Origin of the sequence: Rhodococcus sp. UFZ-B548, from assembly GCF_903819475.1 — a bacterium.
GTDB lineage: Bacteria > Actinomycetota > Actinomycetes > Mycobacteriales > Mycobacteriaceae > Rhodococcus_F > Rhodococcus_F erythropolis.
The window spans coordinates 1-15320 of record NZ_CAIJDS010000028.1; the positions used below are offsets into that span (position 1 = coordinate 1).

The window sequence follows — 15320 nt, forward strand, 5'->3', positions numbered from 1 at the left end:
ATAAGGATTACCTTCCCAAGAAAGAAGGTGCGCATCAAACCCGGGACGATTCAGAGACACATCGGCGTTGTCGCCGGTGGTGAAGGACAACTTCACCGTTGCCGGGCTTTCCCATCTCACCGCGGTGTCCGGCGCCAATATCAGCATTCTGCTCGGGGCGGTTCTGCTGCTGGTCAGAGCCGCGGCGCTCAGTCCGCGCGTCGGCGCTGCTTTGGCGCTGGTAGCCCTCGTTGCGTTTGTTGTCGTCGCGAGGCCGTCGCCGAGTGTTCTGCGCGCCTCGGTGATGGGCCTGATCGGCCTGCTCAGTCTGGTGACCGGTCGACGCAAACAGGCACTGCCTGCTCTTTCCGCAGCCGTCATCGTGCTGGTTGTCGTGATGCCCGAACTTGCCGTCGACTGGGGGTTTGCGCTGTCGACCACGGCCACGGGCGCGCTGGTGATCATTGCTCCGGTGTGGGTGGACGTGCTTCGTCGAAGAGGTTGGCCCCGTTGGTTTTCGGAGATGACAGCTGTCTCGAGTGCTGCGTTTGTCGTGTCTGCGCCACTGGTGGGCGCCATGGCGGGAACCTTCAGCGTGGTTACGATTGCCGCGAACATGGCCGTGGGGCCTGTGATCGGAATCATCACGGTGTTCGGTGCGGTGATTGCCTTGTGTGCGCTGATTTGTCCCCCGATCGCGGTGTTCGTCACGCCGCTGGTCCGGCCGCCGATGGGGTGGCTGCTGTACGTGTCCGAGCGGGCGGCGGCGCTTCCCGGAGCGTCGGTGGTGGTGCCGTCAGGGCTCATCGGTGCTCTGGTCGTCGTGGGCGTCTTACTGGCCGCGGCGCTGACGCTGTGGAATCGGATCTCGAGATGGGTGGTCGGCGTCCTCGTTCTGGGAGTTGTTCTAGCCCTCATCTTTCAGCACGTGTTCGGCGGTGGTCGTATTGCTCCGGGGTGGGTACTGGTGATGTGCGACGTCGGTCAAGGGGACGGTCTTGTGCTCTCGGCTGGAGACGGCAGGGTGATCGTCATCGATGTCGGTCCTGATCCCACGTCGATGGATCGTTGCCTGAACATGTTGGACGTCAACGACATCGCGTTGCTGATGATCAGTCATTTTCATGCCGATCACATCGGTGGATTGGAAGCAGTTCTGGGTGGGCGTTCGGTCGCTGCGGTCGGAGTCGGGTCGATGTTGTTGCCGGAGTCAGGTTTTCGGGCGGTAAAGGATGTCGCCGAGTCGCACGGCGTTCCGGTTGTCTCGTTGCGTGCAGGTATGGAGTTGACGTTGGGATCGGTGAACGTGGAGGTTCTCGGACCGTTGCTTCCGGCTCCCCGCGATACGGGGGACGCCGCGGACGCCGCCAACGATCAGTCGCTGGTGGTGATGGCGCACACGGGCGCGGGTCGAATTCTGTTGACGGGCGACGCCGAAGTTGCGGGGGAGGAGGCCATCCTCCGATCGGGAACGGACGTGAAGGCCGATGTGTTGAAGCTGCCCCATCACGGTTCTCGGACCACGTCGTCGGCTTTTCTGGAAGCGGTGCGTCCGAGGTTGACGATGATCAGCGTCGGCGACGGCAACAGTTTCGGGCACCCGAATGGGGAGGTTCTCGACGAACTGGTTTCGTTGGGCGGGGCGGTGGTTCGGACCGACGTCGACGGCACCGTCGCTGTGTACGGCGGGGGCGGCGGGTCTGTGTCGATCGTGTCGGTTCCTCGTGGGACCATCTTCGGGTGAGTAATCCGTCTGGAGTCGATCCGCTGCATCTTGTTCTCGGGGACGACGAGTTCCTGATCGACCGCACGGTATCGCAGCTCATCAGAGCCGTCCGCGGTGACCGCGGCCAGGGTATTTCGGATCTCCCGGTGACCAAGATGCGTGCCGGAGACACCAATGCTCCCGAGTTGGCTGAGCTGCTCAGCCCCTCTCTTTTTGCCGAAGACCGTGTGATCGTCCTGGAATCGGCCGCAGAAGCAGGCAAAGATGCCGTAGCTCTTGTTCTCGAGGCGGCGCGTGAGCCGGCAGAAGGCGTCGTTCTGATCGTCGTGCACTCGGGCGGCGGTCGCGCGAAGGCGTTGGCGCCGGCCCTCGAGAAGCTCGGCGCGACGGTTCACAACTGCGGAAAACTGAACAAGAGTCAGCTTGTCGACTTCGTCCGGGGTGAGTTTCGGACCGCCGACGTGAGGGTTGCTCCCGATGCGATCGCCGCGATGATCGAAAGCGTCGGCTCCAACCTTCGCGAACTTGCGTCGGCCTGCTCGCAATTGGCGGCAGATACCGGCGGCAAGATCGACGTGGATGCGGTCCACAAGTACTACTCGGGCAAGGCCGAGGTTTCCGGATTCGATGTGGCCGACAAAGTTATCGTCGGCGATACCCGGGGTGCGCTCGAGGCTCTGCGATGGGCTGACCAGATCGGAACTGCGCACGTACTGCTCGCTGACGCCCTCGCCGATGCAGTCCACACCATCGCGAAGGTCGGCCCGTTTGCCCGGGGCGGTGACCCGTTCCGGTTGGCGTCGGATCTCGGGATGCCGCCGTGGAAGGTCAAGAAGGCGATCAAGGAAGTCGGCGGTTGGGATCCCACGTCGATCGGCGCTGCGATGCAGATCGTCGCCGCTCTCAATGCCGACGTGAAGGGCGCCGCAGTCGACTCGTCCTTCGCTCTGGAGATGGCAGTGCGGAAAGTGTGCGCGTTGCGGAAGAACTGAGTACAACATGGCCGATCGCGCGGCCGGCCAGAAGTAGTCCGACGACAGTGGCGGCCGTGGCCTCGGCCACCCGGTAGTCGAGGCGTTTCACGCAGGCTTGCTCCAACTGGGTGTGCGGAATGGCCTGAGGCCGTGTCGTTGGTTCACCAGTCCTGATGTCGGTCACTCGTAGGGAGTCGTTCGGCGCCGGATTCATCACACTGCCGCAGACAATTGTTTCTTGGCCGATGCTGTCTACCGGCACCTTCACGGTGGTGAGAAGCGCTCGTCCAGTGGCGAGAAACGCCAGAATCGCAACGAGTGAATACATCACGCCGAAGAAGATCCAGAATTCGCTCCGTTGCCTGTGCCTCCACCATCCGTAGCTTGCTGCGACTCCGACGACTGCAACCGTCAATGATTCCCACCAACGAGGGATCCCCAGGGCTGCCAATACGCCGAAAGCGACGACCGCCCAGAAGACAGTCGTGAACAACCAGCTGCGAGGGCGTTTCCCGTTGACTGCCATCATCAGATGGTCGCAGCCCGATCCACATATTCCGTGCAAGACATGGATGGCGGGTTTTTGCTCTGATCCGATTGAGCACGCAAAATAGCCGCCTGGTCTTTCGACCTGGCGGCTATCGAGACGAACCAGTATGACGGCGAACCGTCACAGTGGAAACGTCAGAGCTTGTTGGCAGCCTGCGAGAGTGCAGACTTCTTGTTGGCAGCCTGGTTGGCGTGAATGACGCCCTTGCTGGCTGCCTTGTCGAGCTTGCGGCTGGTGGAGACGAGGAGCTCGTTGGCCTTGTCCTTGTCACCGGCTGCCGCAGCCTCGCGGAATGAACGGATCGCGGTACGCAGCGAGGACTTCACCGACTGGTTACGGAGTCGGGCCGCCTCGTTGGTACGGATTCGCTTCACCTGGGACTTGATGTTGGCCACGCGTAAAATCCTTGTCGTCTTTAGCTGGTTACGGTCGAGAAAGCTGTGGGCGCACTGATGCACCGACTGGCAAGATTACCAGCCGAGGGCCCAAGAACCCAAACCGTCGCACGTTGCGTCTGTCGAGAAGAGTACACCGAGCGCCCGATTTCTCGCCGCGCTGCCGAATAGCCCCACTTGTAGCAGCATGTTGCCCTATGACGCCGCCGCCTTCGAAAAGTTCGAGTAAAACAGGTTCGACCACCACCCGAGCGCGTCCTGCCGCAGTGTTCGACGGATATTCAGACATCGGTCGCTACGAGTTGGCTTTCGACGAGATGTTCGAGCCCGACGGCTCGGTGCGTGCCCCGTACAAGGGTGTGTACAAAGCCCTGGCGCCGACGAGCAGCGCCGACCTTGCCGCGCGTGCCGACGCACTCGGACGCGCATTCATCGACCAGGGCGTGACGTTCTCGCTTTCCGGGCAGGAACGACCGTTTCCGTTGGATCTGGTGCCGCGCGTCATCGCCGCGCAGGAGTGGTCGCGGCTGGAAAAGGGCATCAAGCAGCGAGTGAAGGCGCTCGAGCTGTTCCTTGCGGACATTTACGGCGAGCAACGAATCCTGCGCGATCACGTATTGCCGCGCCGCCTGGTGACCTCGTGCGAGCACTTCCACCGTGAAGCAGCCGGCATCGTGCCGCCCAACGGTGTGCGAATCCATGTCGCGGGTATCGACCTGGTCCGAGACGAGGCGGGAGAGTTCCGAGTTCTCGAGGACAATCTGCGATCTCCGTCCGGTGTCTCCTATGTGATGGAAAACCGTCGCACCATGACTCGGGTGTTCCCGGATCTGTTCATGTCCCACAAGGTGCGGGCGGTAGGTGATTACGCAACACACCTACTGAGGGCGCTGCGTGCGGGTGCTGCACTCAACGAAGCGGACCCGACAGTGGTTGTTCTCACACCGGGTATCGCCAATTCCGCCTATTTCGAGCATTCATTGCTCGCTCGTCAGATGGGTGTGGAACTCGTCGAAGGTCGCGACCTGTTCTGCCGCGACAACATGGTGTACATGCGCACGACGGAAGGCGAGCGTCAGGTCGACGTCATCTATCGCCGCATCGACGACGAGTATCTCGACCCGATGCACTTCCGTCCGGATTCGATTCTCGGCGTCGCAGGCCTACTGAATGCGGCGCGAGCGGGCAACGTGGTGATCTCGAGTGCCGTCGGCAACGGAGTCGGTGACGACAAACTGGTCTATACCTATGTTCCGCAGATCATCGACTACTACCTCGGTGAGAAGCCGCTCTTGCAGAACGTCGACACGTTCCGCTGTTGGTTGGACGAGGAGTGCGAGCAAGTCCTCGACCGCGTCGCCGAACTCGTCATCAAGCCGGTGGAAGGGTCCGGCGGCTACGGAATCGTCTTCGGACCGGACGCGAGTCCCAAGGAACTGGCCGCGATCACCCGCAAGATCAAGGCAGACCCGCGCGGGTGGATCGCGCAGCCTCTCGTGCAGTTGTCCACGGTGCCGACCAAGATCGACGACGTTCTCTCGCCGCGCCACGTGGACTTGCGACCCTTTGCCGTCAACGACGGTGAGGACGTGTGGGTGTTGCCCGGCGGCCTGACCCGGGTGGCACTTCCGGAAGGCTCGCTGGTGGTCAACTCGAGCCAGGGCGGCGGAAGCAAGGACACATGGGTGCTCGCCAGCCGCAGCTCGGACGAGGACCCAGAGCTGTCCGGTGAGGAACTGGTGTCCGAGCCCCCTGAATCCGCGGAGCCGGTGCAGGGACCCGAACTGAGCACCTCTCAACAGCAGCAGCAACAACAGTGAACACCTCAGAAGTGCCCAGCTACCAAGAACTATCAGCGAACGGAGCGTGGTGACCGATGCTTGCTCGCAACGCAGAGTCCCTCTACTGGATCGGCCGCTACGTCGAGCGCGCCGACGACACCGCTCGGATCCTCGACGTCGCCGTCCACCAACTGCTCGACGACGCAACCGTCGACCCGGACCGCACGTCGCGTCTGCTCCTGCGTGTCCTCGGCATCGAAGCGCCGGAGGAGAAGCTCGACGTACGCTCGCTCACCGACCTGGTTGCGTTCAGCCGCAATCAGGTTGGATCGATCGTGGACTCGCTGGCAAGTGCCCGTGAGAATGCTCGCGGAGCACGTGAGGTCACGTCGAGTGAGATGTGGGAGTGCCTGAACACCACGTACAACGGACTGGCGGAGCGTGAACGCGCGTCACGCAGGCTGGGGCCACACGAGTTCTTCCGCTATGTGGAGGAACGCGCAGCGATGTTCGCGGGGCTGGCGGATTCCACGCTCAGCCGCGACGACGGTTACCGGTTCCTTCTGCTGGGCAGGTCGATCGAACGTGTCGACATGATTGTGCGGATGCTCCTGGCGCGCGCCGGTGACCGCCCGTCGTCGCCGGCGTGGGTCAGTGTTCTTCGCTCGGCAGGCGCACATGACACGTATCTGCGTACGTATCGCGGAGCGCTCGACGCCAACCGCGTCGTCGAGTTCATCTTGTTGGACAGACTCTTTCCGCGCTCGGTGTTCCATTCGATCAGGCAGGCCGAGAAGTGCCTGCAGGAACTCGACCCGCAGCCGGGCAGTCGCGTCGGAATCCGGGCGGAGGCGCCGCGGCTTCTCGGCCGCGCACGCAGCGAACTGGAGTTTCTGCCGCAGGGCGTGTTGCTCGAAGATCTGCAAGGACGGTTGCTCGGTTGGCAGGAGACCTGTCGCGAACTGGGTGAGGCGATTGCATTGCAGTACTTCCACGCTGCGCCGTGGGTCGCGTGGACGGATGCCGGCGCCGCGTATGCGGAGTCGACGGTGGAGGGAGAGCTGTGAGCTGGCGAATGAGGGTCGTGCACACCACGGGATATGCGTACGACGCCCCGGTGACGTCGTCGTACAACGAAGCGCGATTGACACCCCGCGGCGACACCAGGCAGACGGTGATCCTCACGCGCGTCGAAACCCAGCCGGCAACGCGTTCCTATCGGTACACCGATTACTGGGGCACCGCGGTGACCGCCTTCGACTTGCACGCCCCGCATACGGAGCTGGAAGTGACCGGACTGTCGGTGGTGGAGACGGAACCGTTTGTTCAGCCCGAGGAAACCGTCGACTGGGATGAATTGTCGGGAAACGCGATTAAAGATCGATTCAACGAGCAACTGAGTTTCACGAGATATGTTCCGCGTGATCGTAAGCTGGCGACAATTGCCAAGGAATTGCGCAAAGATAAATCACCTGAAGATGCAGTAGTGGCTGCGTCGCAATGGGTTTACGGTGAAATGTCATATGTTCCGGGTACGACCGGAGTGCATACGTCGGCGGTCGAGGCCTGGTCGGCCAGGAAAGGCGTCTGCCAGGATTATGCGCATCTGACCTTGGTGTTGCTTCGAACGATGGGCATTCCCTGTCGGTATGTTTCCGGCTATCTCCACCCCAAACGTGATGCGGCAGTCGGGGACACGGTGGTCGGGGAATCGCACGCGTGGATCGAAGCGTGGACCGGCGCGTGGTGGGGATATGACCCGACCAATGCGATAGCTGTGAATGAACAGCATGTCTCGGTCGGAATAGGAAGGGACTATTCGGATGTGCCGCCTTTGAAGGGAATCTTTTCCGGTGGACGCTCCACAGATCTCGAAGTTGTTGTGGAGATCACCAGGCTTGCGTAAAGTCCGGCAAATCTAGGCGCGTGAGCATTACTACCGTTCGATGAGAAGAAGGTGGGAATATGTCTCCAACTGCACAGGAATTGACTGAGATCGAACCGATCTCGGATGTGAAGAAGTATGCGGCCGAAGCGGTGGGGACATTTGTGCTCGTGTTCTCCGCGGTCGGAACTGCCGTCTTCGCAGGTGCGAAAGTCGGCAATCTCGGAGTTGCCTTCGCATTCGGCTTGACCCTGCTGTTCCTCGTATATGCGATCGGACCGATTTCCGGTTGCCACGTCAACCCAGCCGTGACTCTCGGCCAATTCGTGATCGGGCGCATCTCGGCCGTCAATGCGGCGATTTACGTTGTCGCGCAAGTGATCGGCGGCTTGGTCGCCGGCGTCGTGATCTACACGGTGGCCAACAGTCTCCCGGCGTACAACCGGGCCGCAGACGGACTCGGCGCAAACGGTTGGGGCGCACACAGTCCGTCGGCCGAGAAGAATCTTCTCGGACAGGTGGTTTCCGACGGTTACGGCATCGGTGCCGCCATGATCATCGAGATCCTCCTGACCGCACTGTTGGTATTCGTCGTTCTCGCGTCGACCGACCAGATCTCCGACGTGCCGCTCGCCGGGGTGTCCATCGGCTTCACCCTGGCCGTCATTCACCTGATCTCGATCCCGATCGACAACACCTCCGTCAACCCCGCTCGAAGCCTCGCTGTCGCGCCGTTCCAGGACGGTGCACTCGGTCAGGTGTGGTTGTTCATCGTGTTCCCGCTGATCGGCGGTGCGCTCGGTGCACTCATCTATCGAGCACTCTTCGGACGGTTCAACCGTCTGGACAGCTGATCGATACTGTTTCCATCGTTCGGGTCGGCTTCAGCTCCAGCTGAAGTCGGCCCGAAGTTTTGCCGCGACCGCGTCGAACTTCTTGTGATCCATGACGGCGCCCTCGCGCCGGATCCCGCTCTCGGGAACGTCGAGCACCCGGTCGAGCCGGATCCAACTCGGCCGACCTTCGCCGTCCCACGGGCCCGAACCGATTGCGAGCCAGTCACGTTCACCCTCGCGCTTGCTCTGTGAAGACAACATCAAACCGAGCAGCGTGTCGCCGTCGCGGCCGACAACCAGCACCGGACGGTCTTTGCCCTGGGTCGGATCCTCTTCGTAGGCAACCCAGGTCCAGACGATCTCGCCCGGATCGGCCTTGCCGTCGAGGTCGGGGGAGTACTCAACCTTGCGGGCGCGATGTGCGGTCGGAGACGTTCGCGCGGCGATCGGCCGGCCGGACGGACCCGGCTTCGAGGCAGACGACTGAGACGTGGACGACTGCAACTGGCGCAGCAACGCAGGGCCCTTCTCCACCGCGAGGGCGCCGAGGGTTCTGCCGATCTGCTTCCACATGCTTGCCATAGCGTTCGAGCATAATCACCCACCCGTGGGAACCCCTGGTACGGCGGCGCCGAGACTTGGATATCCTGAGGGTTGACAGTGGCCCGGATCCGGGCCGGTGCCGGTCCGACTAAGGGGTCTCCCATCAGCAGCTTCGCCGACAAGACGTTCACGGATCCTGCGCAGATCCGGAACTTCTGCATCATCGCGCACATCGACCACGGTAAGTCGACGCTGGCAGATCGCATGCTTCAGCTCACCGGCGTGGTCGAAGAGCGGGCGATGCGTGCGCAGTACCTGGACCGCATGGACATCGAGCGTGAACGCGGCATCACCATCAAGGCCCAGAACGTTCGTCTGCCCTGGACCGTCGACGGCGAAGAGTTCGTCCTCCACCTCATCGACACACCCGGCCACGTCGACTTCACGTACGAGGTCTCCCGCGCGCTCGAAGCATGTGAGGGTGCAATTCTGCTGGTCGACGCAGCTCAGGGCATCGAAGCTCAGACGCTGGCCAATCTGTACCTGGCGATGGAGAAGGATCTCAAGATCATTCCCGTCCTCAACAAGATCGACCTCCCGGCCGCGGATCCCGACCGCTATGCCGAAGAGATTGCGCACATCACCGGCTGCGAGCCAGGCGATGTCCTGCGCGTCTCGGGCAAGACCGGCATGGGCGTCAAGGAACTGCTCGACGAGGTGATCAAGCAGGTACCTGCACCCGTCGGCGATGCAGACGGCCCCGCCCGCGCGATGATCTTCGACTCCGTTTACGACGCGTACCGCGGCGTGGTCACCTACGTGCGTGTGGTCGACGGTCGGATCCGTCCCCGCGAGAAGATCACGATGATGTCCACGGGCACCACACACGAACTGCTCGAGGTCGGCATCATCTCGCCCGAGCCGAAGGCCAGTATCGGTCTGGGCGTCGGCGAGGTGGGCTACCTCATCACGGGTGTGAAGGACGTCCGCCAGTCGCGCGTCGGTGACACCGTCACCACAACCCGCAACGGCGCGACCGAACCGCTGGTCGGCTATCGCGATCCGAAGCCGATGGTCTATTCCGGTCTCTACCCGATGGACGGCTCGGACTACCCGGTGCTGCGCGACGCTCTCGACAAGCTCCGTCTCAACGACGCGGCCCTGGCGTACGAGCCGGAGACGTCGGTTGCCCTCGGATTCGGCTTCCGCTGCGGCTTCCTCGGCCTGCTGCACATGGAGATCACCCGCGACCGCCTCGAACGTGAGTTCGGCCTCGAACTGATTTCCACTGCGCCCAACGTCGTCTACCGCGTCGTGATGGAGGACGGGGCCGAGGTCATCGTCACCAACCCGTCGTACTGGCCGGAAGGCAAGGTGCGCGAGGTCTACGAGCCTGTCGCCAAGTGCACCGTCATCGCCCCGAGCGAGTACGTCGGCGCCATCATGGAGCTGTGCCAGTCCCGTCGCGGTGAGCTCGGCGGCATGGACTACCTCTCGGAGACGCGCGTCGAACTGCGCTACGAACTGCCCATGGGCGAGATCATGTTCGACTTCTTCGACGCCCTCAAGTCCCGCACCAAGGGATACGCCAGCCTCGATTACGAGGAGGCCGGTGAGCAGCAGGCCGACCTGGTGAAGGTCGACATCCTTCTGCAGGGCGAGGCCGTCGACGCGTTCTCGTCGATCGTGCACCGCTCCAACGCCGGTGCTTACGGCGGACGCATGACGTCGAAGCTTCGTGAGCTGATTCCTCGCCAGCAGTTCGAGGTTCCGATTCAGGCCGCGATCGGCGCGAAGATCATCTCGCGCGAGAACATCCGCGCAATCCGCAAGGACGTTCTTGCCAAGTGCTACGGCGGCGACATCAGCCGTAAGCGCAAGCTGCTCGAGAAGCAGAAGGAAGGCAAGAAGCGCATGAAGACCATCGGTCGCGTCGAGGTGCCGCAGGAAGCATTCGTGGCGGCCCTGACGTCGGAATCGGTCGGCGAGAAGCCCAAGAAGTAGGAGCGCATGGTCACCACCTGGTTGTCCCGAGAGTTCGGAATCGAAATCCCGGTTCTCGGGGCGCCCATGGGTGGTCGCGCGGGCGGCGCGCTCGCCGGAGCTGTTTCGGCGGCCGGTGGGTTGGGTCTGCTCGGTGCGGCCCGGTACAACACACCGGAGTGGATCGAGGCCGAAGCCGAAGTGGCCCGCTCGATCGGCGGAAAATTCGGCGTCGGCCTGATGACGTGGTCGCTGCCCGAGAACGAGTTGATGCTCGACGCTGCGATTGCCGTCGAGCCGACCATGATCACCTTGTCGTTCGGTGATCCCGCCGCGTATGTCGGACGAATCCACGATGCGGGCATTCCCGTTGTGTCACAGATCAATACGCTCGCGGACCTTCGCATTGTCGAGGCCGCAGGTGTCGACGCTGTGATCGCGCAAGGCGGTGAGGCAGGCGGCCACACGGGCCGAATCGGCACCTTGCCGCTGCTGCAGGAGATCCTCGAAGCGACATCACTTCCGGTGCTGGCAGCCGGCGGAATCGGAACCGGACGCGGTTTGGCCGCCGTCCTGGCAGCCGGTGGCGAAGGCGTGATGATCGGAACGGCGCTGCTCGCCAGCCCGGAGACGGTCGGGCCGGACTATGCCCGCGACCGCGTCGTCGAAGCCGGAAGTGCGGACACGATTTACACCTCGGTATTCGACCGAGCGCGCAGTCAACCGTGGCCGCAGCGGTGGGGTGGCCGCGCGGTGGCCAACGAGTTCACTGCCGCGTGGCACGGAGTCGACGCCGACGAGGAAACGCTGGCACAGGCGTACGACCCGTCGGATCCGCACAGCGGAGTCGTCTATGCCGGAGAAGCTGTCGGACTCGTGCACGGAACCCATCCGGCCGGCGATGTGGTTCGACGCATCGGCGCGGATGCGGAGCGTCTGCTCTCTCGTTTCGCCTGAAAGCAAGGTCGGACACAGCCGGGTCCCATATGAGAAGGTAAGCCTCTACTAACTAGTGGAGGAGTATTTTCGTGCGTGCGATGAAGTTCTCGGCGGTGGCTCTCTTGGGAGCACTGGTCGTAGGTATCAGTGGATGTTCGTCCTCGGACGCCGACGAGATCGCGGACGGTCGGGTCACCACGATCGATCACAAGTTCGGCGCCACCACGATCACCGGGACGCCGACGCGTATCGTCGCGGCCGACACCCAGTGGCTCGACGCTCTGCTCGAACTCGGAATCCAGCCGGTGGGGTACCTGGCTGCCGGCCCGATGGGCGACGAGCGTGGCCTGTTCCCGTGGGAGAGCGGCGTGGACGCGTCGGCGAAGGAACTTGATCGCTCGGCGATCCAGCAGTTCGGTGTCCCGCTCAAAGCAGAAGAAATTGCAGCATTGGATCCCGATCTGATTCTCGGCGGGTTCTCCGTCGCCGATCAAGACGATTTCGACCAGTTGAGCAAGATCGCTCCGACAATTGCCGGTCTGTCCGACGTCCAGGTCGATCCGTGGCAGGACCAGGTCGAGATTCTCGGTCGAGTTCTCGACAAGGAGTCGCGCGCCGACGAGATCGTCGAGGCGACAAGCGGGCAGATCGATGCGCTCGCACAGCGGCTGCCAGGCCTGAAGGGCAAGACGGCGCTTCTGTCGCAGTACGTCTTCCCGACGTCGCAGTTGGTGATCGTCGCCGATCCCAAGGACGGCGCATCGGGATTGTTCACGAGCCTGGGAATGTCGTTGCCGCCCAAGCTCGTCGAAGAGGCGGGCGTTACCGGTGGCCGGCTGATGCTCAGCCCCGAACGGGTCGACGCTCTGAGCGCCGACGTCGTGGTGTTGCTGCCGAACGGCGGAACGCTGGAAGACATGATGAAGCTGCCGGGGTTCGCCGACCTACCCGCAGTCAAGAGTGGCGGTCTGGCGATCGTCGACTATCCGACTGTCGCCGGGTTGAACACTCCGTCGTCGCTGTCGCTGAAGTACTCGCTCGAATCGATAACGCCGCAGCTCGAAGCGGTAGCCGGCTAGCACTGCTGTGCGCCTTTATTAACCGCGGGCGGTTAATAAAGGCGCACAGCAGGGGGTCTAGGTCGCGTTGTGCGCGGGCTGGAAAGCTCCGGCTTCGGCAGCTTCCTCGGCGCGGATCACGTGGACCACGGCGTTGATCAGCGCCAGGTGTGTGAACGCCTGCGGGAAGTTACCCAGATGACGACCGGTGTGGGCGTCGATCTCCTCCGCGTACAGCTTGAGCGGGCTCGCGAACCCGAGCAGGCGCTCGCAGAGATGCTTTGCCCGATCCAGTTCGCCGATCTCGACGAGGGCGGAGACGAGCCAGAAGGAACAGATGGTGAACGTGCCCTCCTCGCCGCTCAATCCGTCGTCGGTGGTGTCGACGCGATAGCGCAGGACCAGCCCCTCCTCGGTGAGCTCGTCGGCGATCGCCAGCACCGTCGCCCGGATGCGCGGATCGTCGGCCGGCAGGAAGCGCAGCAGTGGTGCCAACAAGAGCGACGCGTCGAGTGAATCGTGGCCGTACCGCTGTGTCAGAACTCCACGCGAGTCGACTCCGTGCGCGAGGATGTCGGCCTTGATCTCGTCCGCGATGGCCGTCCATTGCTGCGCAAAGCTCTTCTCGCCCTGCATCTCCGCCAGCTTGGCGCCGCGATCGAGTGCGACCCAGCACATGATCTTCGACGACGTGAAGTGCTGTGGTTCACCGCGCACCTCCCAGATCCCACGGTCGGGTTGGCGCCAGTGCTTGATCGCTTCTTCGACCTGCTTCTTGAGTAGCGGCCACAGCGCTTCGGGGACACGCTCGCGGGTACGGATGTGGAGATACACCGAGTCGAGCATGGTGCCCCAGATGTCGTGCTGCTGTTGATCGAATGCGCCGTTGCCGATGCGCACCGGACGGGCACCGTCGTATCCGGAGAGATGGTTGAGTTCGGATTCCTCGAGTGTGCGCTCGCCGCCGATGCCGTACATCACCTGCAAGGGATGCGGCTGACCGTTATCCGAACTCGACACGTCGTAGATGAAGTTGAAGAAGTCGTTGGCCTCACGGTCCAACCCGAGCGTGTAGAGGCCCCACAGTGCAAAAGTAGAGTCGCGAACCCATGCGTAGCGGTAGTCCCAGTTACGTTCTCCGCCTGGTGTTTCCGGTAGCGACGTTGTCGAAGCCGCGAGCAGGGCTCCGGTCGGGGCGTAGGTGAGGCCCTTGAGTGTGAGCGCACTGCGCTGCAGGTATCCGCGCCACGGGTGATCGGGGAACTTGCCGATCGTCACCCACTCGCGCCACGACTTGGACGTCTGCCACATCTTGTCGGCGGCCTCGTCGAACGTCTGCGGCGCGGGAAGATCCGACCACGAGAGCGCGACGTACACGTTGTCGCCTTCGACCAGTCGCGTCCGGGCCCGTGCCTCACGACCTTCCAAACCCAGTCGTAGGTCAGTGGTCAAGCGCAGAGTTGGGTGGTCTCCGGGCTTGGCGGAGCGACACGTTGCCGTTGCTTCCTCGTAGACCTTTCCGGTGTACTCCCAATTCGCCGTGCCGCGGTGATAGTCGAACGCGGGCTCGCAGCTCATCTCGAGTTCGACGGTGCCGCTGACGCATTTGACCGTACGGAGAAGGGTGTGTTCGGCATCCCAGTCTGTGGGTGTGCGCTTGTGGGTGTTCGATCGCTTGTCGACGTTGTGCCAAGGACCGAGAACCAGGGCGTCGCGTACGACGAGCCAGCCGGTCTCGGTCTGCCAGGTGGTCTCGAGAATGAGTCCACCCGGCAGATAGCGTCGGGCGGCCGGGACGTTCTGGCCGTACGGGCCGATGCGGAAATGGCCTGCGCTGCGGTCGAGGATGGCACCGAACACGCTGGGGGAGTCCGGGCGGGGAACGCACATCCACTCGACAGATCCGTTACGGGCAATCAGGCACGAGGTTTCGCAATCGGAAAGAAACGCGTAGTCGTCGATAGGGGGAAAGTTGCTTCGATGGTGACCCGTGGAGGCGGGAGGAATAGTCTGCACCACTTCGTCGTCAGCACTCATTCGGCCATCATCCGGCCAGAATCGACACACGTCCAATCCACACGCTGTCGGGACAGTATCGTCCGAAGGATAGGGTGTTGGCGTGGATCGGATAGCGGATTGGTGGGACAGCTTCGAGCTGTGGATGGCGGGGCTCCCGTTCATCCCGCAGGTCGCGTTGGTCCTGATCGTCGTCGTTCCGCTGTGCCGCCTGGTGGCCATCGGTCTGGATCGCGCGTTGGCCGCCGTTCTCGCTCTGCCGCTCTTCGGCTGGTTGCGTAGGAATTCTCGAGAAGTAGAGGAAAGCTGATGCCCCGCTCACGGGTCACTCTCGCCCTGATAGCCCTGATTCTCCTCGTGATCGTCGCGTGGCTTCTCACCCGTTAGTTCTCCCGATTAGAGCGGGCGCCGGTGCTCTGCTAAAGTCCACCGCGTGTCCGAAGCAACAGCTCCCGTAATCCGCCATCAGTTGGCGTTGATTGCTGTCGGCATGCTCGACGTCGCTGACGTCGCCTGTTGTTGATTTCCTGAGTTCGACCTCTCCGGTGGTGCTGCGCACCCCACTCGAACTTCTCTGCGCGTAACTCGCGCCCCCGATTCAGGGCTCATTGCCCGTCGGCTCTCCATGTCTGAACATCCCGATGGAATCAGCCCC

13 protein-coding genes and 1 pseudogene are annotated in these 15320 nt (G+C 62.8%); 11 read left to right on the forward strand and 3 right to left on the reverse strand.

Going from position 1 to position 15320, the window contains the following annotated elements:
• Nucleotides 1–55: 55 nt before the first annotated feature.
• Together H7C86_RS22015 and holA are read left to right on the forward strand one after the other, a co-directional pair.
• Nucleotides 56–1723 (forward strand): annotated as a pseudogene (locus tag H7C86_RS22015) (ComEC/Rec2 family competence protein); the annotation flags it as partial.
• Entirely contained in the window at nt 1720–2697 is a 978-nt protein-coding gene (gene holA, locus H7C86_RS22020) for a DNA polymerase III subunit delta (protein WP_003944476.1), read from the forward strand. The pseudogene H7C86_RS22015 and the gene holA, both read left to right, overlap by 4 nt.
• Before the next feature lie 666 nt (nt 2698–3363).
• Here holA and rpsT read toward each other — a convergent pair.
• A complete protein-coding gene (rpsT, locus tag H7C86_RS22025; protein WP_003944567.1) occupies nt 3364–3624 on the reverse strand; it encodes a 30S ribosomal protein S20 in 261 nt (86 codons plus the stop codon).
• A gap of 197 nt (nt 3625–3821) precedes the next feature.
• On the opposite strand from rpsT, the gene H7C86_RS22030 reads away from it, so the two are divergent.
• From H7C86_RS22030 to H7C86_RS22045, 4 genes are read left to right on the forward strand one after another with little or no spacing between them, the layout of a single operon-like run.
• Nucleotides 3822–5444 (forward strand): circularly permuted type 2 ATP-grasp protein, encoded by a 1623-nt coding sequence (locus H7C86_RS22030; RefSeq protein ID WP_019749047.1) that lies wholly within the window; start codon nt 3822–3824, stop codon nt 5442–5444.
• Nucleotides 5445–5500: 56 nt separating this feature from the next.
• The gene (locus H7C86_RS22035; RefSeq protein ID WP_019749046.1) at nt 5501–6472 is read left to right on the forward strand and encodes an alpha-E domain-containing protein; all 972 of its coding nucleotides are present in this window, start codon (nt 5501–5503) and stop codon (nt 6470–6472) included.
• A gap of 8 nt (nt 6473–6480) precedes the next feature.
• Entirely contained in the window at nt 6481–7311 is an 831-nt protein-coding gene (locus tag H7C86_RS22040) for a transglutaminase family protein (protein ID WP_007731033.1), read from the forward strand.
• A gap of 59 nt (nt 7312–7370) precedes the next feature.
• Nucleotides 7371–8144: an aquaporin gene (locus H7C86_RS22045; protein ID WP_019749045.1), complete on the forward strand. Its 774-nt coding sequence runs from the start codon at nt 7371–7373 to the stop codon at nt 8142–8144.
• Between the two features lie 30 nt (nt 8145–8174).
• On the opposite strand, the gene H7C86_RS22050 is transcribed toward H7C86_RS22045, so the two are convergent.
• The gene (locus H7C86_RS22050) at nt 8175–8708 is read right to left on the reverse strand and encodes a type II toxin-antitoxin system PemK/MazF family toxin (RefSeq protein ID WP_182262231.1); all 534 of its coding nucleotides are present in this window, start codon (nt 8706–8708) and stop codon (nt 8175–8177) included.
• A gap of 72 nt (nt 8709–8780) precedes the next feature.
• Between H7C86_RS22050 and lepA the strand changes: the two genes are divergently transcribed.
• From lepA to H7C86_RS22065, 3 genes are all read left to right on the forward strand, one after another.
• Nucleotides 8781–10673, forward strand: a complete 1893-nt coding sequence (gene lepA / locus H7C86_RS22055; RefSeq protein ID WP_003944564.1) for a translation elongation factor 4 — start codon at nt 8781–8783, stop codon at nt 10671–10673.
• Nucleotides 10674–10679: 6 nt separating this feature from the next.
• The gene (locus H7C86_RS22060; RefSeq protein WP_029255656.1) at nt 10680–11609 is read left to right on the forward strand and encodes a nitronate monooxygenase family protein; all 930 of its coding nucleotides are present in this window, start codon (nt 10680–10682) and stop codon (nt 11607–11609) included.
• 80 nt (nt 11610–11689) lie between these two features.
• Complete coding sequence (locus tag H7C86_RS22065) at nt 11690–12670, forward strand: ABC transporter substrate-binding protein (protein WP_223257846.1); 981 nt, start codon at nt 11690–11692, stop codon at nt 12668–12670.
• Between the two features lie 57 nt (nt 12671–12727).
• Here H7C86_RS22065 and H7C86_RS22070 read toward each other — a convergent pair whose 3' ends face one another.
• A complete protein-coding gene (locus H7C86_RS22070) occupies nt 12728–14686 on the reverse strand; it encodes a glycoside hydrolase family 15 protein (RefSeq protein WP_003944557.1) in 1959 nt (652 codons plus the stop codon).
• An 82-nt stretch (nt 14687–14768) separates the two neighbouring features.
• On the opposite strand from H7C86_RS22070, the gene H7C86_RS22075 reads away from it, so the two are divergent.
• Complete coding sequence (locus H7C86_RS22075; protein WP_003944489.1) at nt 14769–14975, forward strand: hypothetical protein; 207 nt, start codon at nt 14769–14771, stop codon at nt 14973–14975.
• A 123-nt stretch (nt 14976–15098) separates the two neighbouring features.
• On the forward strand, nt 15099–15188 hold the full coding sequence (locus tag H7C86_RS37865) for an Ms4533A family Cys-rich leader peptide (protein WP_309599318.1): 90 nt from the start codon (nt 15099–15101) through the stop codon (nt 15186–15188).
• The last annotated feature ends 132 nt before the right edge of the window (nt 15189–15320 follow it).

What these genes read in the sequence shown, in the direction of transcription:
- H7C86_RS22030 (WP_019749047.1), top strand. Translation starts at nt 3,822, where the DNA reads ATGACGCCGCCGCCTTCGAAAAGTTCGAGTAAAACAGGTTCGACCACC.
- H7C86_RS22035 (WP_019749046.1), top strand. Translation starts at nt 5,501, where the DNA reads ATGCTTGCTCGCAACGCAGAGTCCCTCTACTGGATCGGCCGCTACGTC.
- H7C86_RS22040 (WP_007731033.1), top strand. Translation starts at nt 6,481, where the DNA reads ATGAGGGTCGTGCACACCACGGGATATGCGTACGACGCCCCGGTGACG.
- H7C86_RS22045 (WP_019749045.1), top strand. Translation starts at nt 7,371, where the DNA reads ATGTCTCCAACTGCACAGGAATTGACTGAGATCGAACCGATCTCGGAT.
- H7C86_RS22050 (WP_182262231.1), bottom strand. Translation starts at nt 8,708, where the DNA reads ATGGCAAGCATGTGGAAGCAGATCGGCAGAACCCTCGGCGCCCTCGCG.
- H7C86_RS22060 (WP_029255656.1), top strand. Translation starts at nt 10,680, where the DNA reads ATGGTCACCACCTGGTTGTCCCGAGAGTTCGGAATCGAAATCCCGGTT.
- H7C86_RS22065 (WP_223257846.1), top strand. Translation starts at nt 11,690, where the DNA reads ATGAAGTTCTCGGCGGTGGCTCTCTTGGGAGCACTGGTCGTAGGTATC.
- H7C86_RS22070 (WP_003944557.1), bottom strand. Translation starts at nt 14,686, where the DNA reads ATGAGTGCTGACGACGAAGTGGTGCAGACTATTCCTCCCGCCTCCACG.